This window comes from Streptomyces sp. SAS_270, from assembly GCF_052543295.1.
The window spans coordinates 12574-38201 of record NZ_JBMNDS010000096.1 but is presented as its reverse complement, the minus strand read 5'-3'; the positions used below and the strand labels follow the sequence as shown (position 1 = coordinate 38201).

General features: G+C 72.0%; 23 protein-coding genes and 1 riboswitch. Of the genes, 12 read left to right on the top strand and 11 right to left on the bottom strand.

Annotation, left to right across the window (positions count from 1 at the left end):
- A partial coding sequence (locus tag ACN6LB_RS39885; RefSeq protein ID WP_445030143.1) for an aminotransferase-like domain-containing protein occupies window positions 1–1234 on the bottom strand: 1234 nt, incomplete at its 3' end.
- Window positions 1235–1296: 62 nt separating this feature from the next.
- Here ACN6LB_RS39885 and ACN6LB_RS39880 point away from each other — a divergent pair.
- The gene (locus tag ACN6LB_RS39880) at window positions 1297–2694 is read left to right on the top strand and encodes a pyridoxal phosphate-dependent decarboxylase family protein (RefSeq protein ID WP_445030142.1); all 1398 of its coding nucleotides are present in this window, start codon (window positions 1297–1299) and stop codon (window positions 2692–2694) included.
- Between the two features lie 23 nt (window positions 2695–2717).
- On the opposite strand, the gene ACN6LB_RS39875 is transcribed toward ACN6LB_RS39880, so the two are convergent.
- Window positions 2718–3974, bottom strand: coding sequence for an MFS transporter (locus tag ACN6LB_RS39875; protein ID WP_445030141.1), 1257 nt, complete (start codon window positions 3972–3974; stop codon window positions 2718–2720).
- A gap of 86 nt (window positions 3975–4060) precedes the next feature.
- Window positions 4061–4861, bottom strand: a complete 801-nt coding sequence (locus ACN6LB_RS39870; protein ID WP_445030145.1) for an SDR family NAD(P)-dependent oxidoreductase — start codon at window positions 4859–4861, stop codon at window positions 4061–4063.
- 59 nt (window positions 4862–4920) lie between these two features.
- Between ACN6LB_RS39870 and ACN6LB_RS39865 the strand changes: the two genes are divergently transcribed.
- On the top strand, window positions 4921–5481 hold the full coding sequence (locus ACN6LB_RS39865) for a hypothetical protein (RefSeq protein WP_445030140.1): 561 nt from the start codon (window positions 4921–4923) through the stop codon (window positions 5479–5481).
- On the opposite strand, the gene ACN6LB_RS39860 is transcribed toward ACN6LB_RS39865, so the two are convergent.
- Window positions 5472–6386: an SDR family oxidoreductase gene (locus ACN6LB_RS39860; RefSeq protein ID WP_445030139.1), complete on the bottom strand. Its 915-nt coding sequence runs from the start codon at window positions 6384–6386 to the stop codon at window positions 5472–5474. The genes ACN6LB_RS39865 and ACN6LB_RS39860 overlap by 10 nt on opposite strands.
- Window positions 6387–6586: 200 nt before the next feature.
- On the opposite strand from ACN6LB_RS39860, the gene ACN6LB_RS39855 reads away from it, so the two are divergent.
- Together ACN6LB_RS39855 and ACN6LB_RS39850 are read left to right on the top strand one after the other, a co-directional pair.
- Window positions 6587–6994 (top strand): YciI family protein, encoded by a 408-nt coding sequence (locus tag ACN6LB_RS39855; RefSeq protein ID WP_445030138.1) that lies wholly within the window; start codon window positions 6587–6589, stop codon window positions 6992–6994.
- 8 nt (window positions 6995–7002) lie between these two features.
- Window positions 7003–8163 carry an RNA polymerase sigma factor gene (locus tag ACN6LB_RS39850; protein ID WP_445030144.1) on the top strand — a complete coding sequence of 387 codons (1161 nt, stop codon included), beginning with the start codon at window positions 7003–7005 and terminating at the stop codon, window positions 8161–8163.
- A 28-nt stretch (window positions 8164–8191) separates the two neighbouring features.
- On the opposite strand, the gene ACN6LB_RS39845 is transcribed toward ACN6LB_RS39850, so the two are convergent.
- From ACN6LB_RS39845 to ACN6LB_RS39835, 3 genes are all read right to left on the bottom strand, one after another.
- Window positions 8192–8821: an MBL fold metallo-hydrolase gene (locus ACN6LB_RS39845; protein ID WP_445030137.1), complete on the bottom strand. Its 630-nt coding sequence runs from the start codon at window positions 8819–8821 to the stop codon at window positions 8192–8194.
- Complete coding sequence (locus ACN6LB_RS39840; protein ID WP_356139833.1) at window positions 8821–9906, bottom strand: S-(hydroxymethyl)mycothiol dehydrogenase; 1086 nt, start codon at window positions 9904–9906, stop codon at window positions 8821–8823. Before ACN6LB_RS39840 ends, ACN6LB_RS39845 begins: the two co-directional genes overlap by 1 nt.
- A gap of 246 nt (window positions 9907–10152) precedes the next feature.
- A complete protein-coding gene (locus ACN6LB_RS39835; RefSeq protein WP_445030136.1) occupies window positions 10153–10746 on the bottom strand; it encodes a transketolase in 594 nt (197 codons plus the stop codon).
- A 254-nt stretch (window positions 10747–11000) separates the two neighbouring features.
- Here ACN6LB_RS39835 and ACN6LB_RS39830 point away from each other — a divergent pair, with 254 nt between their 5' ends.
- The 4 genes from ACN6LB_RS39830 to ACN6LB_RS39815 are packed head-to-tail and all read left to right on the top strand — an operon-like array spanning window position 11001 to window position 16452.
- Entirely contained in the window at window positions 11001–11783 is a 783-nt protein-coding gene (locus ACN6LB_RS39830) for an isopentenyl transferase family protein (protein ID WP_445030135.1), read from the top strand.
- The gene (locus tag ACN6LB_RS39825; protein WP_445030134.1) at window positions 11780–13129 is read left to right on the top strand and encodes an FAD-binding protein; all 1350 of its coding nucleotides are present in this window, start codon (window positions 11780–11782) and stop codon (window positions 13127–13129) included. Before ACN6LB_RS39830 ends, ACN6LB_RS39825 begins: the two co-directional genes overlap by 4 nt.
- Window positions 13126–14661 carry a TIGR00730 family Rossman fold protein gene (locus ACN6LB_RS39820; RefSeq protein WP_445030133.1) on the top strand — a complete coding sequence of 512 codons (1536 nt, stop codon included), beginning with the start codon at window positions 13126–13128 and terminating at the stop codon, window positions 14659–14661. The genes ACN6LB_RS39825 and ACN6LB_RS39820 overlap by 4 nt, the downstream gene beginning before the upstream one ends.
- Window positions 14662–14697: 36 nt before the next feature.
- On the top strand, window positions 14698–16452 hold the full coding sequence (locus ACN6LB_RS39815; RefSeq protein ID WP_445030132.1) for an ABC transporter ATP-binding protein: 1755 nt from the start codon (window positions 14698–14700) through the stop codon (window positions 16450–16452).
- Window positions 16453–16612: 160 nt separating this feature from the next.
- Here ACN6LB_RS39815 and ACN6LB_RS39810 read toward each other — a convergent pair whose 3' ends face one another.
- The gene (locus ACN6LB_RS39810; protein ID WP_356139827.1) at window positions 16613–16906 is read right to left on the bottom strand and encodes a hypothetical protein; all 294 of its coding nucleotides are present in this window, start codon (window positions 16904–16906) and stop codon (window positions 16613–16615) included.
- A 171-nt stretch (window positions 16907–17077) separates the two neighbouring features.
- Here ACN6LB_RS39810 and ACN6LB_RS39805 point away from each other — a divergent pair, with 171 nt between their 5' ends.
- The gene (locus ACN6LB_RS39805; protein WP_445030131.1) at window positions 17078–17443 is read left to right on the top strand and encodes a nuclear transport factor 2 family protein; all 366 of its coding nucleotides are present in this window, start codon (window positions 17078–17080) and stop codon (window positions 17441–17443) included.
- Between the two features lie 276 nt (window positions 17444–17719).
- On the opposite strand, the gene ACN6LB_RS39800 is transcribed toward ACN6LB_RS39805, so the two are convergent.
- Both ACN6LB_RS39800 and ACN6LB_RS39795 read right to left on the bottom strand, forming a co-directional pair.
- Window positions 17720–18313, bottom strand: coding sequence for a hypothetical protein (locus tag ACN6LB_RS39800; RefSeq protein ID WP_445030130.1), 594 nt, complete (start codon window positions 18311–18313; stop codon window positions 17720–17722).
- 57 nt (window positions 18314–18370) lie between these two features.
- Window positions 18371–19756 (bottom strand): hypothetical protein, encoded by a 1386-nt coding sequence (locus ACN6LB_RS39795; protein WP_445030129.1) that lies wholly within the window; start codon window positions 19754–19756, stop codon window positions 18371–18373.
- A 91-nt stretch (window positions 19757–19847) separates the two neighbouring features.
- Window positions 19848–19934: riboswitch (ZMP/ZTP riboswitch) on the top strand.
- 23 nt (window positions 19935–19957) lie between these two features.
- On the opposite strand from ACN6LB_RS39795, the gene ACN6LB_RS39790 reads away from it, so the two are divergent.
- The 3 genes from ACN6LB_RS39790 to ACN6LB_RS39780 all read left to right on the top strand — a co-directional run bounded on the left by ACN6LB_RS39790 (window position 19958) and on the right by ACN6LB_RS39780 (window position 24769).
- Window positions 19958–20806, top strand: coding sequence for a bifunctional 5,10-methylenetetrahydrofolate dehydrogenase/5,10-methenyltetrahydrofolate cyclohydrolase (locus ACN6LB_RS39790; protein ID WP_445030128.1), 849 nt, complete (start codon window positions 19958–19960; stop codon window positions 20804–20806).
- Between the two features lie 206 nt (window positions 20807–21012).
- Window positions 21013–23415 (top strand): ATP-binding cassette domain-containing protein, encoded by a 2403-nt coding sequence (locus tag ACN6LB_RS39785; protein WP_445030127.1) that lies wholly within the window; start codon window positions 21013–21015, stop codon window positions 23413–23415.
- 106 nt (window positions 23416–23521) lie between these two features.
- Entirely contained in the window at window positions 23522–24769 is a 1248-nt protein-coding gene (locus ACN6LB_RS39780; protein WP_445030126.1) for a glycosyltransferase, read from the top strand.
- Window positions 24770–24775: 6 nt separating this feature from the next.
- On the opposite strand, the gene ACN6LB_RS39775 is transcribed toward ACN6LB_RS39780, so the two are convergent.
- Window positions 24776–25441: a TetR/AcrR family transcriptional regulator gene (locus ACN6LB_RS39775; RefSeq protein ID WP_445030125.1), complete on the bottom strand. Its 666-nt coding sequence runs from the start codon at window positions 25439–25441 to the stop codon at window positions 24776–24778.
- Window positions 25442–25628 lie beyond the last annotated feature (187 nt).

Below are 25628 nucleotides of genomic sequence, written 5' to 3'. Positions count from 1 at the left end.
CCCGCGCCCCGAGCTCCGTGGCCGTCGTGGAACCGAGGTGCAGCCAGAGGGAGAGCCCTCCGTCGGGGAGGTCGTACGTCCACCCGGTGTCGGCGAGGAGTGCCGCGAGGTGGTCGCGCTGGGCGCGCAGGCGGTCGCGGCGGTCGGCGACGATCTCCTCCAGGCCGTCGCCGAGGAGCTCGGCGGCGATCAGCTGTTCCAGGGGCGGTGGGGACAACTGGGCCTGCAGCGGGTTGCGCCGGATTTCGCGTACGAGGTCGGAGCCGGCCCGGATCCAGCCGATGCGCAGCCCGCTCCACAGCACCTTGCCCGCCGAGCCGATCCGGACCACCCCGGGCCCGGACAGATGCGGCACGGGCCGGGCCGGTGTCCGTAGATCCAGCTCGCGCAGGGTCTCGTCGACGACGACGGTGAGGGGGTGCCCTTCGGCGAGCGCGGCGACCTCGGCGCGGGTCGCGTCGGGCATGAGCGCGCCGGTGGGGTTGTGGAAGTCGGGGGTGAGGCAGACGAGTTGGGGTGCCCGGCGGCGGACGGTCTCGGCCAGACGCCCGGTGTCCCAGCCGTGGGCAGCCGTCACGGGCACGGGCAGCAGCCGGGCCCGGCGGCGCCGCAGGATGTCCAGGAATCCCGGGAAGGTGGGGCTCTCCACGGCGACGGGCGCTCGCCGGTCGGTGTGCAGATGATCGAGGAGGAGGGTCAGCGCGGCGCGGGCGCCGGAGGTGACGAGGATCTGTTCGGGGCGGGTGCCCAGGCCCTCGCGCGTGTACCGCTCGGCGAGCAGTTCACGCAGGCGCGGCAGCCCCGCGTCCGCCACCCCCGAGTCGACGAGCAGGGCGGCGCTGCGCTCGACGGCCCGGCCCTGGGCGGCGAGGTACGCCCGGTGGGGTGCGGCCGTCACGGCGAGCGTCAGGTCGAGGTCCGCGTCGCTCGCGCCGCCCCTGTCCAGTGACCACGGCGTGGTGCGTCGGGTGAGCCGCTCGGGCAGGCGGACGACGCTGCCGCTGCCGTGCCGGGTGTGCAGCCAGCCGTCGTCGCGCAGCAGGGCGAGGGCGGAGACGACGGTGCCGCGGCTGAGGTCGAGGGTGCGGGCGAGTTCGCGCTCGGACGGCAGCCGGGTGCCCGCGGGGATGCGGCCGTCGACGACCGCCTCGCGAACGGCTGCGGACAGCGCTCCGGCCAGCGGCTCGTGTGCGGTGCGCCAGCCGCCGAGCGTGGCGGCGAATCCTCTGTGCATTGGTCCAGTTTCTCTCGACTGGACCAGGCTTTTCGGACCGGCGCCCGCCTACGCTGCCGTCCATGCACCCCACACTCGCCGACGACCTCTCCCGGCTCCCCGAAGTTCTCCGGTCCGCCCGCGACTTCGCCGCTCGGGAGGTGAGCGGGCTCGACGACCGGCCGGTGGCCCGTCCCGGCAAGGCGCCCGACCCCGAGCCCCTGCCGAGTGAGGGCGTCGGTGCGGAGGGTGCCCTCGCCCGGTTCGCCGAGCGCTGGGCCCCGGGCTTCTCCGGCTCCGCGGGGCCCCGCTATCTCGGCTTCGTCACGGGTGGTGCCACCCCCGCCTCGCTCACCGGGGACTGGCTGGCCGGCGCGTTCGACCAGAACGCCTCGGGCAGCGGCGGCTCGTCCGCGGCCGCCCTGCAACGGGAGACGCTGGGCTGGCTGCGCGAGCTGTTCGGGCTGAGCGCGGCGCACAGCGGGGCGTTCGTGACGGGCGCGACGGTCTCCAACACCGTGGGGCTCGCCATCGCCCGGGAGTGGGTGGGCGAGCGTCGTGGGGTCTCGGTGTCGCGGGAGGGGGTCGCCGCGCTGGGTCCGTTCGACGTGCTGTCGGGCAGCCCGCACTCCAGCGTCACCAAGGCGTTGTCCGTGCTGGGGATCGGCCGCGACCGGCTGCGCGCGGTGCCGGTGCTCGCCGGCAACCGCGAGGCGGTCGACGTGGGGCAGCTGGCCGCCGCCCTGGAGGCCCTCGGTGGGGCCCCGGCCGTCGTCGTGGCGAACGCCGGGACGGTGAACACGGTGGACTTCGACGACCTGCGGGCCATCGTCGCGCTGAAGGAGCGCTACGACTTCTGGCTCCACGTGGACGCCGCGTTCGGTGCCTTCGCCGCGCTGTCGCCTGAGCACGCGCACCTGGTCGAGGGTCTCGACGCGGCGGACTCCGTCTGTGTCGACCTGCACAAGTGGCTCAACGTCCCCTACGACGCGGCCGTGCAGTTCACCCGCCGCCAGGACCTCCAGGTCAGGGTCTTCCACAACGCCTCGCCCTACCTCGGGCTCCCCACCGGTGACCCGGACTTCCTCCACCTGACGCCGGAGAACTCGCAGCGGCTGCGGGCCCTGCCGGCCTGGTTCTCGCTGGCGGCGTACGGCAGTGCGGGGCATCGCGAGATCGTCGAGCGGAACGTCGCGCTCGCGCGGCGTCTCGGTGAACGGATCGCGGGGACAGGGCAGTTGCGGCTTCTGGCGCCGGTCCGGCTCAACGTCGTGTGCTTCACCCTGGCCGGCGAGCCGACGCAGGAGCGGGTGCACGCCGTCGCCCGCGCGGTCGCCGACTCGGGCGAGGCCTTCGTGACGCCGACGGTCTACGACGGGACGCACGGGCTGCGGGCGGCGTTCAGCAACTGGCGTACCTCCGAGGCCGATACGGACCGCGTGTTCGAGGCCCTGTCGACGGCCGCCGGCGCGCTGTCCTGACACCGGCGCCCACGACAGCGCGGCTACGGAGCGCTGATCGCCGGCTCCCGTCGCTGCTGCGGAAGTTCGCGGCGCGTGCGGACGGGCGACAGGAAGACCGGCAGGAAGGCGGTGGCGAGGAAGGCGCCGCCGACCCACAACGTGGCGCGCACACCGACCAGTTCACCGAGCAGTCCCGACACTGCGGCGCCCACGGCGAGTGCGCCCGTCAGCAGGAATCGGAAGGTGGCGTTCATACGGCCGAGGAGGGAGTCGGCGGTCATCCGCTGACGCAGACTCACGCCGAGCACGTTGTCCATGCCCACCTTGAACATGGCGAGCACCCATCCGCCGCCCGCGATCCACAGACCGGCGCCGCGGTCGACCAGCGGCACCAGCAGACCGGCCGGCGCGAGGCAGAGTCCCGCCAGGCCCAGCGCGCGGCCGTACCCGAAGCGCTCGGCGACGGGGCGTGCGCTTCGGGCCCCCAGCAGCAGACCGGCCCCGCCCGCCGCCCAGTACAGGCCCAACGCTCCTGCGCCGAGGCCGGGTTGGCGGTAGAAGAGCACCGGAAGCATGGTGTTGATGATCTGCGAACCGAGATTGGAGAGGGCCGCGGTAAGGGCAAGGGCGCGGAGTTCCCCGTTGCCGAGGACATGACGCAGACCCTCGGCGATCTGGGTCCGCAGTCTCGCCCGCGGCCGTCGGTCCGCCGGGAGTCCGGCGCCGCGGATCGCGGTGAGCCGCAGCGCCGAGGCGAGGTAGGCGACCGCGGTGCCGAGTACGGCCACGGGCGCCGTCAGCAGTTGGACGAGCCCGCCTCCCGCGCCGCGCCCGGCCACATTGCTCGCGGCCATCAGGCTCATCATGGCGGCGTTCGCGTCCACCAGCGCCTCACGGTCGACCAGTTGGGGCAGCGCGCTCTGCGAGGCGACGTCGAAGAAGACGGTGGCGCAGCCGTTGAGCAGGACCACCGCGTACAGGTGGCCGAGGGTGAGCGCGTCCAGCCACCAGGCGAGCGGGACGGAGGCGAACAGCAGCGCGCGGGCCAGGTCCGCGCCGATCAGCACCCGGCGCTGCCGCATCCGGTCGACCCAGGCCCCGGCGGGCAGCCCGATGAGCAGGAAGGCGAGCGTACTCAGCGTGGCCAGTGCGCCGACCTGGCCGGGACTCGCGTCGAGCGCGGCGACGGCGATGAGGGGGACGGCGACGTAGCCGATGTTCGTGCCGAGGTGGCTGAGGGCGCTGCCGGTGAACAGGGTGCGGAAGTCGGCGAAGCGCCAAGGGGAGTGCGGCTGCATGATCCGTTCATTCGGTGGGCGACCTGGCCTCCGAACGGTGCCCGACGCCCTCTCCGTAGCACAAGTGAAAAGATCTTCAGGGGTCTTTAAGCGTCGCTACCGTGTTGTCGGGCCGCGTACCGGAACCCGGTGTTGACCGAGAGCAGTCCGCCGTCCACGCACAGCGTCGTCCCCGTGATCCATGCCGCGTCCCGGGAGGCGAGGAAGGCGACGGCCGCCGCGATGTCGTCGGGTTCGCCGACCCTGCCCAGGGGATACAACTGCCGCAGCACGTCCAGTTGGGCTTCCCGGCCCTGCCACGCCGTGGTGCGGACCGTGCCGGGCGCCACCAGGTTGACGCGGACGCCGCGCGGGGCCGCGTGTCCCGCGAGCGTACGCGTCAGTGATCCGAGCCCCGCCTTGGCAGCGCTGTAGGCGTGATTGCCGAAGTCCTGAAGTCCGTTGACGGAGCCGATGCCGACGATGGCGCCGCGCCCCGAGGCCGCCAGGTGCGGCAGCGCGGCGCGGCAGCAGCGGTACGCCCCGGTGAGCGTGAGGTCGAGATCGCGCGCCCAGGTCTCGTCCGGCTCGTCCTCGAAGAGCGGGGCGTCGGGGGTGCAGTGGTAGGCGTTGTTGACCAGCACATCGAGGGAGCCGAAGGCCTCGACGGCGTGCGCGACGGCGGCCTCGACCGATGTCCGCTCCCCCACGTCGCACAGGAACGCCTCGGCCCGCGCGCCCTGTTCACGGATCGACGCCGCTGTCCGCTCCGCCTCGGTCAGGTCCACGTCGGTGACGAGCACCTGGGCGCCCTCCCCGGCCAGCCGTCGGGCTGTCGCCGCGCCGATCCCGCGGGCCGCGCCGGTGATCACCACCCCGTACCCCTCGAAGCGCCTCGTCCCAGTCACGTCAGTCATGGCAGGGAAGGTACTGCCATGATCGTCGCGGGAACAGATACCGTGCGGCCATGTCCGCGTTCATGCAGCAACTCCCGGCGCTGTTCGGCGTGATCGTCGGCGCCCTCGGCTCGTATCTGGTCGTCGTACGCGGTGATCAGGTCAGGTTCCGGCGCGAGCAGGCGGCCCGCTGGGAGGAACGGCGGCTCGCGGTGTACTCGGACTACGCGAGGTATCTCAAGAAGTCCATCACGCTGGCCTACCGTGTGGCGGCCCACCTCGGCAACGACCCCCACCCGCACCCCCTGTCCCCCGAGGAGGCGGCCCCTCTCCTGGCCGAGGCCGCCGTGGGCCGGGATCCTTCGGGCGAGGCGCTGCTCCTGCTGGGAACCGAGGAGGTGGTGCAGAAGGCGCGCGAGTGGGTGCTCGTGGTCATCGAGATGGAGCGGTTCCTCGGCGACCGCATCCAGGACCCGCAGGCATGGCAGGTCCTGATCGAACGGCAGCGGGCCGGGCGCGAGTCGTACTACGCCGCGATCCGCCGCGACCTCTCCCTGCCGCCCGGCCACGGGGGCCACTGGGCCGTCACGCCACCCCGGGTGCCCGGCGGTGTCCGATCCCCTCAGCGGTAGCCGGTCGCGTCCGCGGGTTTGTCCGCGTCCTGGACCTCGACGAGGTAGCGCCAGGCGTCGGGGCGGCTGCCGTCGCGGTCCGTGAAGCCGTACGTCCCGGCGAGCTGCCCGCTGGAGAGCGAGGCACCGTTCCAGCGTGCCACCTCCGGATCACCGGCGAGCGCGGCGACCGCACGACCCACGTAGGACGGGGTTTCGGAGATACAGAAATGCGGGACCCGCTGCAGGGCGTCACGCCAGTTCTCCTCCGTCACGCCGAATTGCTCGAGCATGATCTCCGAGCGGAGCCAGCCGGGCGTGAGCGCCACCGCGGTGGCACCACGGGGGCCCAGTTCGTGGCCCAGGGCGAACGCCATGCGCAGGACGGACGCCTTGGCCAGGTCGTAGAAGAACGAGACCCGGTAGGTGTCGCGGTTGTACTCGGCGGTTCCGTCGGTCATTTCGACGACGAGTCCGCCCGGCTCGCGCAGCAGCAGGGGCAGTGCGTGGTGGCTGGTGATCGCGTGCGTCTCGACCGCGAGGCGCAGCAGCCGCAGCCCCTTGTCGAGGTCGTGCTCCCAGAGGGGGGTGTCCCACTCGAAGAGGAGTTCGCCGCCCCAGATGTCGTTGACAAGGACGTCGAGCCGCCCCTGCTCGGCGGCGATGCGGTCCACGAGTGCCCGGACCTCGGCGGGTACCAGGTGATCCGTGGGTACGGCGATCCCCTGCCCGCCGGCCGCGGTGACCAGCTCCGCCGTGTCCTCGACGGTCTCGGGCCGGTCGTACTCCGAGCGCCGCGCCCGCGTGCTGCGGCCCGTCGCGTAGACGGTGGCGCCGGCCGCGCCGAGTTCCACCGCGATCCCTCGCCCCGCTCCCCGGGTCGCCCCGGCGACGAGTGCGACCTTGCCCTCCAACGGTCCCGGCATGTCCGGCCTCCCTTGTCCTTGACCGTGTACGAGCGTCTCGTGGAATTCGGACATCTTCTGTCGCCTTTCCGGGCTCTTCGTGGATCAGCCCGGATCGGCCCAGAAAAAACTTCGGCAGCGATGTCGAGAACCCGCGCCCCGCTCCGTCCCCGTGGTGAACGCGACCACAATGGGTCGCACCAGCACCGAGGAGACACACCATGGCCAAGTACCTGCTCCTGAAGCACTACCGCGGCGCTCCGGCCCCGGCCAACGACGTACCCATGGACCAGTGGACGCCGCAGGAGATCTCGGCCCACCTGCAGTACATGAACGACTTCGCGGCCCGGCTGGAGAAGACCGGCGAGTTCGTCGACAGCCAGGCGCTCGCCCCCGAGGGCACGTTCGTGCGGTACGACGGTGAGGGGCGCCCGCCGGTCACCGACGGCCCGTTCGCCGAGACCAAGGACGTCATCGCGGGCTGGATGGTGATCGACGTGGACAGCTACGAGCGCGCCCTCGAGCTGGCCGGGGAACTGTCGGCCGCCCCCGGGGCGGGCGGGAAGCCGATCCACGAGTGGCTCGAACTGCGCCCGTTCTACGGCGTGTCACCCACCATCACGGAGTGACCACGTCGATGAACGAGACCCTGCTGAGGAGTCTCACGCCGAGCGTGCTCGGGATCCTCGTCCGCCGCGGAGCAGACTTCGCGGCGGCCGAGGACGCCGTGCAGGACGCGCTGGTCGAGGCGGTCCGCGGCTGGCCGGCCGACCCGCCGCGGGACGCCAAGGGCTGGCTGGTCACCGTGGCCTGGCGGAAGTTCCTCGACGCGACCCGGGCGGACACCGCCCGCCGCAGGCGGGAGGACCGTCTCGACGAGGAGCCGGCGGCCGGGCCCGCGCCCGCGGTGGACGACACGCTCCAGCTCTACTTCCTGTGCACCCACCCGTCGCTGACGCCGTCGTCCGCGGTCGCGCTCACGCTGCGCGCCGTCGGCGGGCTGACCACCCGCCAGATCGCCCAGGCCTACCTGGTGCCCGAGGCGACCATGGCGCAGCGCATCAGCCGGGCCAAGCGCACCGTCTCCGGCGTGCGGTTCGACCAGCCCGGCGATGTCGCGACCGTGCTGCGTGTCCTCTACCTGGTCTTCAACGAGGGCTACTCCGGCGACGTCGACCTCGCCGCCGAGGCCATCCGGCTCACCCGGCAGCTCGCGGCCGCGATCGACGCTCGCCACATTCTCTCCGGCGAGGTGGCGGGGCTGCTCGCCCTCATGCTGCTCCACCACGCCCGGCGCGCCACCCGCACCGCGCCCGACGGCAGCCTGGTCCCGCTCGCCGAGCAGGAGCGCGGCCGCTGGGACACCGGGGCGATCGCGGAGGGTGTCGAGATCCTTCGGACGGCCCTCGCCCGCGACCGGCTGGGCGAGTTCCAGGCCCAGGCCGCCATCGCGGCGCTCCACGCCGACGCGCTCACCGCCGAGGAGACCGACTGGGTACAGATCGTCGAGTGGTACGACGAGCTCGCGCGCCTGACCGACAGCCCGGTCGTCCGGCTCAACCGCGCGGTGGCCGTCGGCGAGGCCGACGGACCTCGCGCGGGGCTGGCGGCGCTCGCGGAGGTGGACGACGCGCTGCCCCGCCACGCCGCGGTGGCGGCGTACCTCCACGAGCGTGACGGCGACCTGGTGACGGCGGCGCGGCTGTACGCCGAGGCGGCCCGCAAGGCACCCAACCTCGCCGAGCGCGACCATCTGACGCGCCAGGCCGCCCGGCTCAACACCGGCCGGGGTCGCTGACGGGTCACGCGCGGGTGTCCCGCAGCCGTCAGTGCCCTCGGGCGATCCACTCCTCCAGATGCGGGGCCTCGGCCCCCACGGTGGTCGTCTCGCCGTGGCCGGTGCGTACCACCGTGTCCGCCGGGAGGGCGAGCAGGCGCTCACGGATCGAGTCGATGATCGTGGGGAAGTGGGAGTAGGAACGGCCGGTCGCACCCGGACCGCCGTGGAAGAGGGTGTCGCCGGTGAAGACCGTGCCCAGGCCCGGGTCGTACAGGCAGACCGCGCCCGGCGCATGGCCCGGGGTGTGCAGGACCGTCAGGTCGGCGCCGGCCGCCTCGATCACCTGGCCGTCGGCGAGCCAGGCGTCGGGGAGCCGGTCGGGATGGGTCTGCTTCCACAGGGGCAGGTCGTCGGGGTGCAGCCAGATCGTGGCGCCGGTGCGTTCGGCGAGGGCGGGGGCCGCGTCGATGTGGTCGTTGTGGGCGTGCGTGCACACGATGGCGGTGAGCCGCCGTCCGCCCACCGCCTCGACGATGGCGTCGGCGTCGTGCGCGGCGTCGATGACGATCGCCTCATGGTCGTCGCCGACGATCCAGACGTTGTTGTCGACGTCCCAGGTGCCGCCGTCGAGGGAGAAGGTGCCCGTGGTGACGAGGTGCTCGATGCGTGTCGTCATCACAGCACCACCACCGAGCGCAGCACGTCGCCGTGGTGCATCCGCTCGAAGGCGGGCTCCACCTCGTCCAGGGCGATCGTCTCGGTCACGAACGCGTCCAGGTCCAGCCGCCCCTGGAGGTGCAGGTCGATCAGCATCGGGAAGTCGCGCGAGGGCAGGCAGTCGCCGTACCAGGACGACTTGAGGGCTCCGCCGCGTCCGAAGACGTCCAGCAGGGGCAGCTCCAGCTTCATCTCCGGGGTGGGTACGCCGACGAGGACGACCGTGCCCGCCAGGTCGCGGGCGTAGAAGGCCTGCTGGTACGTCTCCGGGCGACCGACCGCCTCGATGACGACGTCGGCGCCGAAGCCGCCGGTCAGCTCACGGATCGCCTCGACGGGGTCGGCGGCGCGCGAGTTGACGGTGTGTGTCGCGCCGATCTTCTGTGCGGTGGTCAGTTTGCGGTCGTCGATGTCCACGGCGATGATCTTCGCCGCACCGGCCAGCCGGGACCCGGCGATGGCCGCGTTGCCGACACCGCCGCAGCCGATGACCGCGACCGTGTCGCCCCGGCCGACGTTGCCCGTGTTGATCGCGGCGCCGATACCGGCCATCACACCGCAGCCCAGCAGGCCCGCCACCGCCGGGGAGACGGCCGGGTCGACCTTGGTGCACTGTCCGGCGGCGACGAGGGTCTTCTCGGCGAAGGCGCCGATGCCCAGGGCCGGGGACAGCTCGGTGCCGTCGGTCAGCGTCATCCGCTGCTTGGCGTTGTGCGTGTTGAAGCAGTACCAGGGCCGTCCGCGCAGACACGCCCGGCAGTTCCCGCACACCGCACGCCAGTTGAGGATCACGAAGTCGCCGGGTGCGACGTCGGTGACGCCGGCGCCGACCGACTCCACGATGCCGGACGCCTCGTGGCCGAGCAGGAACGGGAAGTCGTCGCTGATCCCGCCCTGCTTGTAGTGCAGGTCGGTATGGCACACGCCGCACGCCTGGATCTTGACCACGGCCTCGCCGGGCCCCGGATCCGGCACGATGATCGTCTCGATGCGCACCGGCTCGTTCTTGCCCGGTGCGATCACGCCGCGTACTTCCTGCGCCATGGTGACGAACCCTTCCGTCGGTCCCTGCGAACGCCGACCCGTGTCGGCGCGGCTCTCTTCACATGATCCAAGCGCACCCCGTCCATGCGGTGCACATTTTCCGCCCCGCGGAAGCCGAAGAAGTACCCCGCGGGGTAATTTCGGAGAGGGGGTATCGCACTCCACCCTTCGTGACCTTTCGAAGGTCAAGGATGGCATCCCCGCCGAGGCCCCCTCGCATCGACGCCGGGGGCCGTGGAGCACGGTTCACCTGACGAAGTCCCGTAGCGCCCGGGCGATGTGCTCGCCGTCCAGTCCGTCCTCGTCCCCCAGGGCGAGCAGCCGATGCGGTACGTGGACCAGTGTCTCGGCCACCTGATGGGCGCACGTGCCGCGCGGGTACGGCTCCGCGAGCACGACGTCCGCATGGTCGGCGGCGAGGACGGCCGTACGCAGGCCCACCGCGTCGAAGGGCCGCACGGTGGTGGCGTAGAGGACCGCGAGGTCCAGTCCGGCCGTGGCGCGCAGTACCGGATCAAGGGTGGCGCCCACCGCGAGCACGACGCCCGCGCGCCCCTCCCTGACCATCTCGAAGCCGTCGGCGGCTGCGCGCGGCTCGGCGTTGGAGTGCCGGGACACGTGAATGTAGGCCTGCCCGGTGCCGGCGGCGGCCTTCCGCACCGCCGCGCGCACCTCATCCGGGTGGCCCGGAACGTGCACACTCCAGCCCGCGCGGGCCGCGAACCGGCCGACCTCCTGCGCGGACTCGTATCCGATGAGCAGCGAGCCGCCGGACAGGGAGTCTTCGCGGGCCAGGTCCGGCAGGGTTTCGGTGAGAGCGGTCAACATTTCCGACTGCACAGGAGACTCCTAGGAATTGTTTACGCGCATTCAACGCGTCAAGAAATAGGTAAGAACCGGGCGAGACCTTCTCACTTCACCTTGGATTCCCAAGTATCCACCCCAGAAATCCATGAACTTTAACCTTTAACAAGCCGAGGGAAAGGTGGAAATCTCTTTGCCCTGTCCGGGGATACCGGTGGTGTTTCCGGCCCGCCCGGATGAGTAGGTTGACGGCGACCGAATGGCATGTGCACAGACCGGGAGGAACTCCCATGACCAGCAGTCGACCGCATACCGCGGCGCATCCCTTCGTCCATCTGATCGCCGGACCGACCGGCTCGGGAAAGAGCGCGGCGGCCACCGAACTCGCCCGGGTCACCGGCGCCCCGATCGTCGTCGCCGACCGGCTGCAGTGCTTCACGGACCTCACCACCACCAGCGCCCGCGCGGGGGCACAGGCGCCGGGCGCACGGCGCTACTGGCTGGACGAACGGACCGTCCCCGACGGCGACTTATCCGCGGACAAGGCGGCGGACGCGCTCATCGCCCTGGTGGCGCGACTGGGTGCACGCCATCGGTTCGTGATCGTCGAGGGCGGCTCGATCTCCCTGCTGCGCACCCTGACCACCCGCGTCCCCAAACCCTCCTGGCACCTGTCCGTACGCCTTCTCCCCCTCCCCTCCCGCGTCGACTACCTCGCCGCGCTCACCCGCCGCGCCCACGAAATGATCGCTCCGCCCTCACCCGGCAGAAGCCTCCTGGAGGAATTGGCGACCTTGTGGCGTGAGCCGGACCTACGGCTTTTCACCGCTTCCGTCAACGGCTTCGAGGCCGTCCTCGAATGCTGCGCCAAGTACGCGCTCGACGTGGAGACGATCCATGAACAACCACTCTCCCCTCCTGTCGTGGAACGAATGGCCGCTCTGATCGCCGAACGGCACGCCGAGCACGGATTCCTTCAGTACCGCGTCTTCGCCGAAATGTTCAAGGACCACATTTCCGGGACCGGACCCGGATTCGACGTCGACATCGACGTGCTGGGAGACGCGGCATGACCCACACCTCTCAGCTCCCCACCGCCCCGAGCACCCGGGCCGAGGAGCTGACCCGGGCGGCGGCCGACTTCGGGCATGTCGTCAGCACCCGTCCGTGGGGCGTCCTCACCCCGCGCACGGTTCGCGACGTGCAGGACGTCATCGCGTTCGCCGGCCCGCGCGGGCGGCCGGTGTCCGCCCGAGGCGGCGGGTACTCCCTGTACGGCCAGGGGCAGGCCGACGGCGGTTTCGTCCTCGACATGGGCGCGCTGAACCGGGTGGACTGCACGCCCGGCGAGCGGACACTGGTGGCCGAGGCGGGCGCCCTGTGGCGGGACGTCGTACGCGCCGCACTCGCCGAGCACCTCACGCCGCCGGTGCTCACCGACCACCTCGGCAGCAGCGTCGGCGGAGTGCTGAGCACCGGAGGCATCGGCACGTCGAGCCACCACCACGGCCTCGTCTCCGACGCGGTGGCGTCGCTGGACGTCGTCACCGGCACCGGAGAGCTGGTGACGTGCTCACCCGACCTGCACCCGGGTCTCTTCGACGCCGTGCTGGCGGGCCTCGGCCAATGTGCCCTGATCGTGCGGGCCACTCTCCGGCTGACGCCGGCCCCCGAGCGCGTACGCCGCTACCGCCTCTACCACCAGAGCCCGGAGAGCTTCTTCGCCGACCAGCACCGACTGGTCCGCGACCGGCGCTTCAGCCACTTGGACGGACAGGTGCGGCCCGCCCTTCACCACACCTGGCACTACATGATCGAGGCGGTCGTTCCGCACCGAACAGGCCATCTGCCGCTCGACGACGACCTGTTGATCGGCGACCTCGGACACGTGCGCGACACCGTGGAGATCGAGGACGTGTCCTACGGGGCCCATCTCCACCGGCTGGACCGCGCCGAGCGGATCCTGCGCGTCACCGGCGAATGGCAGCGCCCGCACCCCTGGCTCACCCTGCTGCTCCCCGCGCGGACCGCCCCCGCCTTCGTGGCGGAGGTACTGGCGGACAGCGCCCAGAACGACCTGCGCACCAGCGGGGTCGTCCAGCTCCACCCCCTCCTCGGCGGCCGTCTGCACACCCCGCTGCTGCGCCGCCCGTCGGGCGAACTCCTCCATGTGTTCTCCCTGATGCGTACGGCGCCGCCCGCGAACCCGTCGGCCGTACGGCGCTCGGTGGCCGCCAACCGCGCGGTGTACGAGCGGGCGAGGGAACTCGGCGGGGTCGTCCACCCGGTGAGCGCGCTGCCGATGACCTGCGAGGACTGGCGCCGGCACTTCGGGAACACCTGGGACGTGCTGGCGCGGGCGAAGGACCGCCACGATCCCTACCGCATCCTGACCAGGGGGCCCGGACTGTGGCCGTGACCACGGTGACCGTGTTCTGCGGCTCCTCCCCCGGCCACCGGCCCGGCCATCTGCGAAGCGCCACCGAACTCGGCCGCGCCCTCGCCGAGTCGGGGCTGCGACTCGTCTACGGCGGCGCCCGGACCGGCCTGATGGGCGCGGTCGCGGACGCCGCCCTGGCCGCCGGAGGATCCGTCACCGGAGTCATCCCGCGCCGCATGCTGCCGTACGAGATCGCCCATGACGGCCTCACCGACCTCCAGGTCGTCGCGGGCATCCACGAGCGCAAGGCGCGCATGGCCGAGTCGGCCGACGCGTTCGTCGCGCTGCCCGGCGGACTGGGTACGGCGGAGGAGCTGCTGGAGGCGCTGGCCTGGGCCCAGTTGCGCATCCACCGAAAGCCGTGCCTCCTGCTGGACCCGCACGGCTTCTACCGACCGCTGCTGGCGTTCCTGGAACACGCCCGCGACGAGGGCTTCCTGCAGCCGGGGGACCTGGAGCGCGTCATCGTGTGCGATTCGGCGCAGGAAGTGGTCGAGCGGCTCACCCGGCAAAGGCCGCAACCGGCGGCTGCGGCAGTGACGTTGACTCCTCCCGAGGGCCTGACCGCGTTTCTGTTCTCCGGCGCCGGCTCGCAGCAGCCGGGCATGGGCCGTGAACTGTACGAGGCCTTCCCGGTGTTCGCCGACGCCCTCGACGAGGTCTGCCGAGAACTCGACCCCTACCTCGGCCTGCCGCTGCGGGACGTGATGTTCGCCGAGGCCGATACCCGCACGGCCGCTCTGCTGGACCGGACCTCGTTCACGAATCCGGCGCTCTTCGCCCTGCAGACCGCGCAGTTGCGGCTGCTGGAGAGCTGGGGGCTCAAGCCCGATGTGCTGTTCGGCTACTCGGCCGGCCGGATGGCCGCCGCCCATGCCGCGGGCGTCTTCTCCCTCGCGGGCGCCTGCCGCGCCGTCGGCACACTGTCGCGTCTCATGGGCGCCCTGCCCAAGGGCGGTGCCATGGCCGCGCTGGAGGCATCCCCGGACGAACTGGACCTGGACTGCGGCGTGGTGGTCGCGGCCGTCAACGGCCCCCGGTCCGTGGTCGTGTCCGGGGACCGGGACGACGTGACGGCCCTGACCGAAAAGTGGGCGGCCCGGGGCCGGCGGACCACGATGCTGCGCGCGGACGTGGCAGCCCACTCCCCGCACCTCGACACCCTGCTGGACGGCTTCCGGGACGCCCTGCGCACCGTGGAACTGCATGTCCCTCGCACCCCGCTCGTCTCGGACATCACCGCGGAGCCCGTCGAGAACGAGGCCGTCTCACCGGAGTTCTGGGTCCGGGAGATCCGCGAGCCGGTCCGGTTCGCGGACGCGGTCCACCGCCTGCACCAGGACGGCGTCACCACGTACCTGGAACTGGGCCCGGGCGAGGTACTGGTCCGTATGCTCGACGGCTGTCTGCCCGCAGGCGGCGAAGCCCCGCTCACGCTCGCACTGACCCGGGCCTGGCGGGCCTTGAAAGGGGGGGTGAGCGGTGCTCCTCGGGCGCCGTCACGGACGTAGCCTGAACGCTTCACCCCGATTCACCCGAGGAGCGCCGTGAGCATCGCCGAGACGGAACCCGTCCCTCCCCCGTGGCGCCTGCTCCTCGGGTATGTGCGGCCGCACCGGTGGGCGTTGCTCTCGGGCGCGCTGCTGGCGCTCGGCACCGGTGCCACCGGGCTCCTGCTGCCGCTGGTGGCCCGGGGGCTCATCGACGACCTGTCGCACGAGCGGCCCATCGCACGGGCGCTGGTCGGCATGGCGGCGCTGGTGGTCACCAACGCGGCGGTCGGCGCGATGGGTTCGTACGTGCTGCGGCGCACCGCCGAATCGGTCGTGCTCGGTGCGCGCCGCGCCCTGTCGTCGTACCTGCTGCGGCTGCGCATCCCGGCCGTCGACCGCAGTGAGCCCGGCGACCTGATGGCCCGCATCACCTCGGACACGACACTGCTGCGCGAGGTCACCACCGACTCGCTGGTGGGGCTGGGCACCGGCGGCCTCACGCTCGTGGCGACGGTGGTGATGATGGGCCTCGTCGACGCAGTGCTGCTCGGTGTGACGCTGGCCGTGATCCTGTGTGCGGGCACCGTGCTCGGCGTCATCGTGCCGCGCATCAACCGGGCCAGCCGGCAGGCGCAGGACGCGGTCGGCGTGATGGGCGCCTCGCTGGAGCGCATCCTCGGCGCGCTGCGCACCGTCAAGGCGTCCGGCGCCGAGCACCGCGAGGAGCAGACCCTCCATGCGGCCGCGCAGGAGTCGTGGCGCCAGAGCGTGCGCGCCGCCAAGTGGTCGGCGGCCGCGGGCAACACGGCCGGGCTGGCGATGCAGATCGCGTTCATCACCGTGCTCGCGGTGGGCGGCGCGCGGGTCGCGACCGGCGCCATCGACGTGGGCACGCTGGTCGCCTTTCTGCTCTACGTCTTCTATCTGATGTCCCCGATCCAGCAGGTCGTGGGCGCTGTCACGCAGTACCAGACCGGATCCGCGGCGCTCGCCCGTATCCAGGAGGCGCTGCGGCTGCCCGCCGAACCCGCGGCCCTGCCCGCGCCGTTGCCCTCCTCCGGCGCCGAGCCCGCCGTGCTCGCCTTCGACGACGTCCGCTTCCGGTACGCCGACGACCTGCCGTACGTCCACCACGGCGTGACCTTCGCCGTCCCGGCCCGGGGCATGACCGCGTTCGTCGGGCCCTCGGGTGCAGGCAAGACGACCGTCTTCTCCCTCATCGAGCGGTTCTACGACCCGGAGGCGGGGACGATCACCCTCGACGGGCAGCGGCTGGAGGCGTGGGACCTGCCCCAACTCCGGTCCGCCATCGGCTATGTGGAGCAGGACGCCCCCGTTCTGTCGGGTTCCCTGCGCGACAACCTGCTGCTGGGCAACCCCGAGGCGGACGAGGCCGATGTCACGCGCGTCCTGAAGACGACACGGCTGGACGGTCTGGTGGCCCGGCTGCCGCGGGGGCTCGACACACTCGTCGGGCATCGCGGCACCCGGCTGTCCGGCGGCGAGCGCCAACGCGTCGCCATCGCCCGCGCCCTGCTGCGCCGGCCCCGTCTGCTGCTCCTCGACGAGGCGACCTCGCAGCTCGACGCCGTCAACGAGGCCGCGCTGCGCGACACGGTCGCCGACGTCGCCCGCAGCACCACGGTCCTGGTGGTCGCGCACCGGCTGTCCACGGTCACGATGGCCGACCGCATCGTCGTGATGGACGCGGGCCGTGTCCGCGCGGTGGGCACCCACCGGGAACTCGTCGCCGCGGACCCGCTCTACGCCGAGCTGGCGGCCACTCAGTTCCTCGCCACCGCGGGCTGACGGCCCGCGTCGCCACGTTCGCCCTGTGACGCTTCCTTCACCTGACTACCGCGAGGCTCCGGTCCTACCGCGTCGAAAGCCGAGGGCCCCCGCCATGGCGGGGGCCCTCGGAACGCGCCGGCCCCGGTGACCGCGGGACCGTTCAGGAATCGGCAGCCGACTACTCCAAGCCGTCGAGCAGCCCGGTGACCGGGGCGGCCAGGTCGGTGACCTGGTGCAGCTGGTCGAGGTCGTTGAGACGGTTGAGGCCCTTCAGCTGGTTGGCGACCCGCGGGATTTCGGCCTGGTGCTCCACGGGAATGTCACTCACGGCGAGCTCGTCGAGCTGGGCGATCGGGTTGAGCTTGCCGGCGTCCGGAGCCTCGGAGACGGCCGCGTTCGCCATCGGCGCGGCGAAACCCGCGAAGCCGACGGCGAGACCAACGGCAGCGACCATACGTCGTGTTGAGATCATGCCTTCAGCAACGGTGCGAGAGGGCGCGCGGACACGGGCGTTCCCCGGCCCTCACCCGAGAGGCTCATCGGTCTCCTGCGCTTGCCGTGCGGCCTGCGGCGGAGGAGTCTCGGAGAAGAGGCCCTCCACGGCCCGCTCCTCACTGGGCCGCGGCCATTCAAGGAGGTCACCATGGGCACCGCGGCAGGCTCCGCCTTCGACGTAGAGGCTCTGCGTCGGGGCATCGAAGGACAGAGCGCGGACACACTGCTGTCGCTCTACGCCGACGACGCCGAGATACGCGTCGTGGACCGCAACACCCAGCCCAGCCACCCGAAGGTCATGCACGGTCGCAATGAGATCGGCGAGATGCTGGGCGACGTCTACAGCCGGGACATGACCCACAAGATGGAGAACTGTGTCATCCAGGGCGACCAGGTCGCCTTCACCGAGTCCTGCGAGTACCCGGACGGCGTGAAGGTGCTGTCCGAGTCGATGATGTCGCTGCGCGACGGCAAAATCGTCCAGCAGACGATGCTGCAGGCATGGGACGAGTAGGAAGGAACTGGCCGAAGGTCCAGCTCAACTCCCGTGTGACCTGGACCTTCTCGGCCCGCGCGGTGCTGGGGCGGTCGCGTCCGCACCGGTCCCGATGGCCACGACCGCTGTTGGCGGCAGGACGCGGGGTGTCCGCCTCGCTTCTCCGGTCGGCGCTGCGCGCAGCGCGCTCGCACCCTCGGCCCGCGCGATCGCATGCCGTTCGCCCGCGTTGTATCCGGTGCCGGTGAGCTGTACCTGTACACGGCGTCGGACGCCCGGCCCGTGCCTGCGGTGTCATCCGCCCTGCCGGCGGAAGCCCGAAGAGCGGGACGGCTTGCCTGACCCCGCCTCCTGCGGTCCGGCCCAGCCGGTGGCGGCCAGGACCTCCCGGGCGATGTCCACCACGGGCCGTCCGTCCGTCACCACCCGCACCGTTCCTGACGGTGCCCGCTGCTCCAGCAACCGCGCCTTGCGGAGGCTGCCCTCCCACTCGTGCTCCAGTTCCGAGCCGAACTCCCGCCCCGTCAACCGCTCACGCGCCGTCGCGTCGGAGGCGGTGAGCAGCACGCGCACGACGCCCACTTCGGCGCCCATGGCGCGCTCGAACATGCCCGTGGCCTCGGGCAGCACGCTCACGGTGTTCGTGTAGATCAGGCGTCGGTAGCCGCGCCGGACGAAGTTCGCCCACACCGCCGTCAGATTGCTCTCGGTGATCTCCGCACGGTGCGGATCCCCTTCCGGGGCGGGGTGCACCTGGCCCATGAAGTCGCCCTCGATGATCGCGTGCGGAACCGCCACGGCGCGCAGCAGCGCCGAAACCTCCCACCCCACCGTCGTCTTGCCGACGCCGGCCCGTCCGCCGATGAGCAGGACTTCCGCACGATCCATGAGAGCAGCGTGCCAACAAGCCCCCACCTCACGCGATCCGATTTCGGCCCTGACCGTTCAGGCCACGCCCAGTTCGTCCAGCAGCCGCCGCATGACGGCCACCGGCAACGCCGGATTGCGGGCCGCGCCGTCGACGGCTGCCGGGTCGGCCAGTAGTTCCTCGATGCGGGCGGGCGGGAGGCGCGGGTCGGCGGCGGCGGTGCGCCTGACCCAGCCGCTCTCGTCGTGGCTGAGGCGGAGGATCAACTCCGGTGCGGCGTCCGGGTCGAGGGGGGCCAGGACACGGAGGCCGGGGTCGGCGTCGTCGGCGTACCGGGCCAGGCCCTTCCTCGGGAACTGCGGTCTCTCCAGCAGGATGGAGCGCGTGTAGCCCGTCCAGCCCAGGGCCGTCCGCAGCAGGGCGTCCGGTGGGGCGTCGGGCTGGTACTCGCAGGTCAGGAGCCGGACCACGGGGTCCTCGTCGTGGGCGAGCGGAGCGACGAGGTCGGCCGGAAGACAGGGGTTGGCCGCGGCGGTCCGGCGCAGCCAGGGGTGCGCGGAGGTCGCGCAACGGCGCAGCGCATCGAGGTCGTCCCGGAGGTCCCAGACCCAGCCGACGGGCCTGAGACGGTCCTTCGGCAGCACCTCGTAGTCAATCGCGGCCCGCTGCTCCTCGTTGAGTTCCGGCCGCGCCGAGACCGCCAGGCGGACGTCGTGCTCGGGGTCCGCGGCGAGGCGCGCGATCAGATCGGGCGGCAGTGACGGGTTCCACGCGATCGCGGCCCGCTGCCTCGGCTCCTCGCTCGCCACGTGGCGTTCGGCCGTCGCGCGGGTGAGCAGGCCCCGCCGCAGGACGTCCTCGCGCTCCCAGGACCCCAGGGTGTGGAGCAGTTGGTCGGTGCGTGCCGCGTCGTCGGCGCAGGCCTTCCGCGCGGCGGCCCGGCGAACCGCCTCGTCCGGGTCCGCCAGAAGCACTTCGCGTGCACCGGGGGCCAGTTGGTCCCAGGCGCGACAGGCCGCGGCACGGACCTTGGGGTCGGAGTGTCCGGCGTACCGGGCCAGCAGCCGCAGGGGGAGGCTGTGCGACTGGGCCGTCCATTCGCGTACGCCGTCGTCGGGGTCCGCGAGCAGACGCTCGTACGTCGCGTCGGGCAGTGGAGCGACCTCGAACCGGAAGGGTTCCGGTCCGCAGCCCACGCAGATGCGGACCTTGGGCTCGGGGTCGTCGGCCAGCCTGGCGCGGTCGGCCGGGGCCGCGGTCCAGCTCTCCGCGAACGCGCCGCGCACACGCAGGTCCGGGTGCCCGACGATGGCGTCGACCAGGTCCTGCGAGAACCCTTCACGCAGGCACATCCAGCTCCAGGCCGCCCGGGCGTCCGGCGACAGCAGGCGCAGCAGCACGTCGTCGGGCGCGGCCCGGTTCCACGCGAGCCCTTTGAGTATGTCGTTGCGATCGTCGGTCACTGACGGCCCTCTCCCCTGTCGCACCGGCGGATCATCGTACGGGCCGGAGGAGCCCCCGCACCCTTACGGCAGCCCGCGACGGCTAGGCTGGTGCGCAGGCCGTGACTGGCGCTGAGGTGGACGACCACCGGGGAGCGGCCCGACCAACGGGTCCTTGCCGCGCGCCTGGGCGATTGTGTCGACAACGCTCAGGAGCAGCTCATGTCACAGGCCCGGCTCATGGACGGCACCGGTCTCGCGCGCCGCATCGTCAAGGAGACCGCCGAGCGGGCGGCCGCTCTCTCGGAGCGCACGGGGGCGACGCCCTGTCTGGCCACGGTGCTGGTCGGCGAGGACCCCGCCTCGGTCACGTACGTCCGTATGAAGCAGAACCGGTGCCGCAAGGCCGGCATCGAGTCGCGGCACGTCGCCCTGCGTGCCGCCACGACCACCGCCGAACTCGTGGACACGCTCCGGGCGCTGTCCGAGGACCCCACCGTGCACGGCATCCTGCTGCAGCACCCCGTCGGGCCGCACATCGACGAGCGGGCCGCGTTCGAGGCCATCGCGCCGGAGAAGGACGTCGACGGGGTGACGCTGAGCTCGTACGCGGCGATGAGCTTCGGGCTGCCGGGCTTCGTGTCCTGCACGCCGGGCGGCATCATGCGGCTGCTGGAGGAGTACGACGTCGACCCGGCGGGCCGGCGTGCCGTGGTGGTGGGCCGCAGCGCGATCCTCGGCAAGCCGGTCGGCATGCTGCTGCTCGGCCGCGACGCGACGGTCACCTACTGCCACTCGCGGACGGCGGACCTGTCCGCGGCGGTGCGGGAGGCGGACATCGTGGTGGCCGCGGTGGGCAGGCCCCGGCTGATCCGCGGTACGGACATCAAGCCGGGTGCCGTGGTGATCGACGCGGGCTACAACGCCGGGAACGTCGGCGACGTCGACTTCGAGACCGCCGTCACGCGAGCCGGGCTGATCACTCCGGTGCCGGGCGGCGTCGGCCCGATGACGATCGCGGTCCTGCTGGAGCAGACCGTCACAAGCGCCGAGCGGCACCTCGGCGGGTGATCGACGCGTCCGGGGCCGTCGTGGCCGGCGGGCGCAGGTGACGGACCGATCAGGATTCGAGAAGCGCGCAACCCCGGGCCGCGGCTAGCGTGACCGTCGTGGGCACGGGCGTTCCGGGCCGACGTACCGCTCGAAGCCGGTTGGATCGAGCCAGGCGACGCCGGCGGGGGCCGCGAGGGCAGTCCCGCCCGACGGAGGGAGACACGATGAGCAGGGCCACGAGGACGGACACCCGGTCGCCTGGGCCGCATGTTGCCGACAGCCATGACCTGATCCGCGTGCACGGTGCGCGCGAGAACAATCTCAAGGACGTCAGCGTCGAGATCCCCAAGCGCCGTCTCACCGTGTTCACGGGCGTGTCCGGCTCGGGCAAGAGCTCTCTGGTGTTCAGCACGATCGCCGCCGAGTCGCAGCGGATGATCAACGAGACGTACAGCGCGTTCGTCCAGGGCTTCATGCCCACACTGGCGCGGCCCGAGGTCGACGTGCTCGACGGGCTGACGACCGCGATCATCGTCGACCAGCAACGGATGGGTGCCGACCCCCGCTCCACGGTCGGCACCGCCACCGACGCCAACGCGATGCTGCGCATCCTCTTCAGCCGGCTCGGCAAGCCGCACATCGGCCCGCCCTCCTCGTACGCCTTCAACGTCGCCTCGGTCAGCGGCAGCGGTGCGATCACGGTCGAACGTGGTGACGGGAAGACCATGGCCGAGAAGCGGACCTACAGCCGCACCGGCGGCATGTGCCCGCGCTGCGAGGGCCGGGGCTCGGTCACCGACTTCGACCTGTCCGCGCTGTACGACGACACCAAGTCGCTCAACGAGGGCGCGCTCACCGTCCCCGGCTACAGCGTCGACGGCTGGTACGGCCGTATCTTCCGCGGCTGCGGCTTCTTCGACCCGGACAAGCCGATCCGCAAGTTCACCAAGCGGGAGCTGCAGAACCTGCTCCACAAGGAGCCGACCAAGATCAAGGTCGACAACGTCAACCTGACGTACGAAGGGCTGATCCCGAAGATCCAGAAGTCGATGCTGTCCAAGGACGTCGACGCGCTGCAGCCGCACGTCCGGGCCTTCGTGGAGCGGGCGGTGACGTTCGCCGTCTGTCCCGAGTGCGCGGGCACCCGGCTCAGCGAGGCCGCCCGGGCGTCGAAGATCGGGAAGATCAGCATCGCCGATGCCTGCGCGATGCAGATCAGCGACCTCGCCGTGTGGGTGCGGGCCCTGGACGACCCGTCCGTCGGGCCGCTGCTCGCTTCGCTGACGCAGACGCTCGACTCGTTCGTCGACATCGGGCTCGGCTACCTCAGCCTCGACCGCCCGGCGGGCACGCTCTCCGGCGGCGAGGCACAGCGCACCAAGATGATCCGCCACCTCGGCTCCTCGCTCACCGACGTCACCTACGTCTTCGACGAGCCGACGATCGGGCTGCACCCGCACGACATCCAGCGCATGAACGACCTGCTCCTGCGGCTGCGCGACAAGGGCAACACCGTGCTGGTCGTGGAGCACAAGCCGGAGACGATCGCGATCGCCGACCACGTCGTCGACCTCGGACCAGGTGCCGGTACGGCGGGCGGCGCCGTCTGCTTCGAGGGCACCGTCGAGGGGCTGCGGACCGGCGGCACCGTCACGGGCCGCCATTTCGACGACCGGGCCTCCCTCAGGAAGTCGGTGCGCAAGCCCACGGGCACGCTGGAGATCCGCGGCGCGACGGCGAACAACCTGCGTGACGTCGACGTGGACATCCCGCTCGGGGTACTCGCCGTCGTCACCGGCGTCGCCGGTTCCGGCAAGAGCTCGCTCGTGCACGGGTCGATCCCGGCGGGCGAGGGTGTGGTGTCGATCGACCAGACGGCGATCAAGGGCTCGCGACGCAGCAACCCGGCGACGTACACCGGTCTGCTGGAGCCGATCCGCAAGGCGTTCGCGAAGGCCAACGGCGTGAAGCCGGCGCTGTTCAGCGCCAACTCCGAGGGCGCCTGTCCCACCTGCAACGGCGCCGGCGTGGTGTACACCGACCTGGGGATGATGGCGGGCGTCGCCACCACCTGCGAGGAGTGCGAGGGCAAGCGGTTCGAGGCCTCGGTGCTCGACTACCACCTCGGCGGCCGCAACATCAGCGAGGTGCTCGCGATGTCGGTGACGGAGGCCGAGGAGTTCTTCGGCGCCGGAGAGGCCCGCATCCCGGCCGCGCACAAGATCCTCGAACGGCTCGCCGACGTCGGGCTCGGCTACCTCAGCCTCGGCCAGCCGCTCACCACGCTCTCCGGCGGCGAACGGCAGCGGCTGAAGCTGGCCACCCGCCTGGGCGAGAAGGGCGGCGACCGGTCGGTCTACGTCCTCGACGAACCGACCACGGGCCTGCACCTCGCGGATGTCGAACAGCTGCTGGGCCTGCTCGACCGGCTCGTCGACTCCGGCAAGTCGGTCATCGTCGTCGAACACCACCAGGCGGTCATGGCGCACGCCGACTGGATCATCGACCTCGGTCCCGGCGCCGGCCACGACGGCGGCACGATCGTCTTCCAGGGCACGCCTGCCGACCTCGTCGCCGCCCGCTCCACCCTCACCGGCGAGCATCTCGCGGCCTACGTGGGCGCCTGACCGAGTCCCCGACGGACGCGGGGAGACGAGCTCCCGCGTCCGTTTCGGTCGCCGCGCACTGGTCCGCTGCATGTCCCCGAGCGGCGTCCGCCGCCATACTGGCCTCGTGCGAGTAGCGATCATCACGGCGGGGTCGCGGGGCGACGTGGCGCCGTACACGGGACTGGGACACGGGCTGGTGCGTGCCGGGCACGAGGTCACCCTGGTGACGCACGGGTGCTTCGAGCCGCTGGTGGCCGGCTCCGGCGTACGGTTTCACGCACTGCCCGTGGATCCGCGGGCCGAACTGGAGTCCGGGCGGGGCCGGGGGCTGCACCGCAGCACGACCGGCGCCGGGAAGCTGATCCGTGTCGTCGGGATGGCCAGGGCGCTGGTCGGGCAGCTGGCCGACGACCTGATCGAGGCCGCGCGGGTCAGCGACGTACTCCTGCTGGCTGCCTCTGTGGCACCGCTCGGGTATGCCGTCGCCGAGGGACTGTCGCTGCCGAGCGTGGGTGTCCACCTCCAACCCCTCGCTCCCACGCGGGAGTTCGCGCCGCCGTTGACCGCAGTCCGCTCCTGGGGGCCGACGGTCAACCGGGCAGCCGGGTACGGCGTGAACCTCGCCGTCGATCAGGTCTTCGCCGCGACCGTGCGCACGCTGCGGACCCGGCTGGGCCTGTCGGGGACCGGTCCCGGCGCGGCGCAGCGTCGGCGCGAGCGGCAAGGGGCGCCCGTGTTCCACGGTTTCAGCCCGCTGGTGGTGCCCCGGCCCGCCGACTGGCGCCCCGGCCTTGACGTGTCCGGGTACTGGTGGCCCTACGACGGCGAGGAGCCCCGACTCCCGCCCGCGCTGCGGGACTTCCTGGACGCCGGGCCTCCCCCGGTCTTCGTGGGCCTGGGCAGCGCCACCGTGCCCGATGCCGAGCGGCTCAGCGCCGAGGTCGTACGCGCCCTGAGGGCGGCCGGGTTGCGCGGTGTCGTCCAGCGGGGCTGGGGCGGGCTGCGGGCGCACGGCGAGGACATGTGCACCGTGGAGGAGGTTCCGCATGCGCTGCTCTTCCCGCGGATGGCCGCCGTGGTCCACCACGCGGGAGCGGGCACGACGGCCGCCGGGCTGCGCGCGGGTGTGCCCGCGGTGCCGGTACCCGTGCAGTTCGACGAGGGGTTCTGGGCGGCGCGGCTCGTCCGCCTCGGCGTGGCACCCCGGGCCCTTCCGCTGCGCAGGCTCACCGCCGACACGCTCACGGAGGCGCTGGTGCGCGCCACGACGGACCCGTCGTACGAGCGGCGCGCCAGATCTCTGGCCGCCGGCATCCGCGCCGAGGACGGCGTGGGGCCGGTCCTCGACGCGGTGAACCGGCTCGCCCGCTGAGCACTGTCAGGACAGGTCGTCCGGGTGCCAGTCCGCGGGACGCAGGATGCCCAGGAGCTGGCGCACGAGTTCCTCGACGACCTGGTCGAGGGTGGCGTCCACCCAGCCCGCGCTCCAGTCGTGCAGCAGGCCGTTGACGCTGCCGATGAAGGCGGTCGCGGCGATCCGGTAGTCGCGCGGAGCGGCCTCGCCGTGCTCGACGGCATCGGCCGCCGCGGCACAGATGAAGTCCACCCAGCGGGCCCGGCGGGCGAGCCGCTGCTCCTCCAGCCGCGGGCTCACGCCGATGATTTCGACGAACGTGATGCGGATCCGGCGCGGATCGCCCGTCACATTGGCGGCGTACGCGCGAAAGATCGCGGTGGCGCGCCCGGCGAGGGGCAGGTCCTGCGCCTCGGCGAGGGCGATCAGGGCCGCCTCCTCGGCCCATGCGTTGACCTGGAGGTGCAGGGCGGCGAGGACGTCTTCGAGGGTGCGGAACTCCTCGTAGAACTGACGGGTCGACAGCCCGGCCGCCTCGCTGAGCGCCGCGACGGTCGTGGACCGGAACCCGGGGCTGTCGCCGAAGAGTTGGAGGGCGGCGTCCAGGAAGCGGCTCCGCCGCTCGGCCTGCCGCTCCGCTGCCGTCCTGCCGCCGTACCGGCCGGTCGGCTGTCTGAGCCTGCCCGCCACGCACTGCCTCCCTCGCCGAGTTCGACGGCCCGTTCGACCGTCGGCCAATTTTGTCGTGTCCAGGGTCTTGTGGAGAGGCGCCCCTCTTCCTTACTTTCCAGTAAGTCCACTCTGAATGTGGGCGTGTTCAGAATCCTCCTCCTGTCATGCACCCGCCACCGGCGCCCCCACCACCCCTTCCCCGGCG

Excerpts from the sequence above, each read along its gene's own strand:
- ACN6LB_RS39830 (WP_445030135.1), top strand. The coding sequence starts at position 11,001 with ATGACCAGCAGTCGACCGCATACCGCGGCGCATCCCTTCGTCCATCTG.
- ACN6LB_RS39845 (WP_445030137.1), bottom strand. The coding sequence starts at position 8,821 with ATGACGACACGCATCGAGCACCTCGTCACCACGGGCACCTTCTCCCTC.
- ACN6LB_RS39865 (WP_445030140.1), top strand. The coding sequence starts at position 4,921 with ATGTCCGCGTTCATGCAGCAACTCCCGGCGCTGTTCGGCGTGATCGTC.
- ACN6LB_RS39860 (WP_445030139.1), bottom strand. The coding sequence starts at position 6,386 with ATGCCGGGACCGTTGGAGGGCAAGGTCGCACTCGTCGCCGGGGCGACC.
- ACN6LB_RS39850 (WP_445030144.1), top strand. The coding sequence starts at position 7,003 with ATGAACGAGACCCTGCTGAGGAGTCTCACGCCGAGCGTGCTCGGGATC.
- ACN6LB_RS39785 (WP_445030127.1), top strand. The coding sequence starts at position 21,013 with ATGAGCAGGGCCACGAGGACGGACACCCGGTCGCCTGGGCCGCATGTT.
- ACN6LB_RS39840 (WP_356139833.1), bottom strand. The coding sequence starts at position 9,906 with ATGGCGCAGGAAGTACGCGGCGTGATCGCACCGGGCAAGAACGAGCCG.
- ACN6LB_RS39805 (WP_445030131.1), top strand. The coding sequence starts at position 17,078 with ATGGGCACCGCGGCAGGCTCCGCCTTCGACGTAGAGGCTCTGCGTCGG.
- ACN6LB_RS39825 (WP_445030134.1), top strand. The coding sequence starts at position 11,780 with ATGACCCACACCTCTCAGCTCCCCACCGCCCCGAGCACCCGGGCCGAG.
- ACN6LB_RS39800 (WP_445030130.1), bottom strand. The coding sequence starts at position 18,313 with ATGGATCGTGCGGAAGTCCTGCTCATCGGCGGACGGGCCGGCGTCGGC.
- ACN6LB_RS39880 (WP_445030142.1), top strand. The coding sequence starts at position 1,297 with ATGCACCCCACACTCGCCGACGACCTCTCCCGGCTCCCCGAAGTTCTC.
- ACN6LB_RS39790 (WP_445030128.1), top strand. The coding sequence starts at position 19,958 with ATGTCACAGGCCCGGCTCATGGACGGCACCGGTCTCGCGCGCCGCATC.
- ACN6LB_RS39875 (WP_445030141.1), bottom strand. The coding sequence starts at position 3,974 with ATGCAGCCGCACTCCCCTTGGCGCTTCGCCGACTTCCGCACCCTGTTC.
- ACN6LB_RS39810 (WP_356139827.1), bottom strand. The coding sequence starts at position 16,906 with ATGATCTCAACACGACGTATGGTCGCTGCCGTTGGTCTCGCCGTCGGC.
- ACN6LB_RS39855 (WP_445030138.1), top strand. The coding sequence starts at position 6,587 with ATGGCCAAGTACCTGCTCCTGAAGCACTACCGCGGCGCTCCGGCCCCG.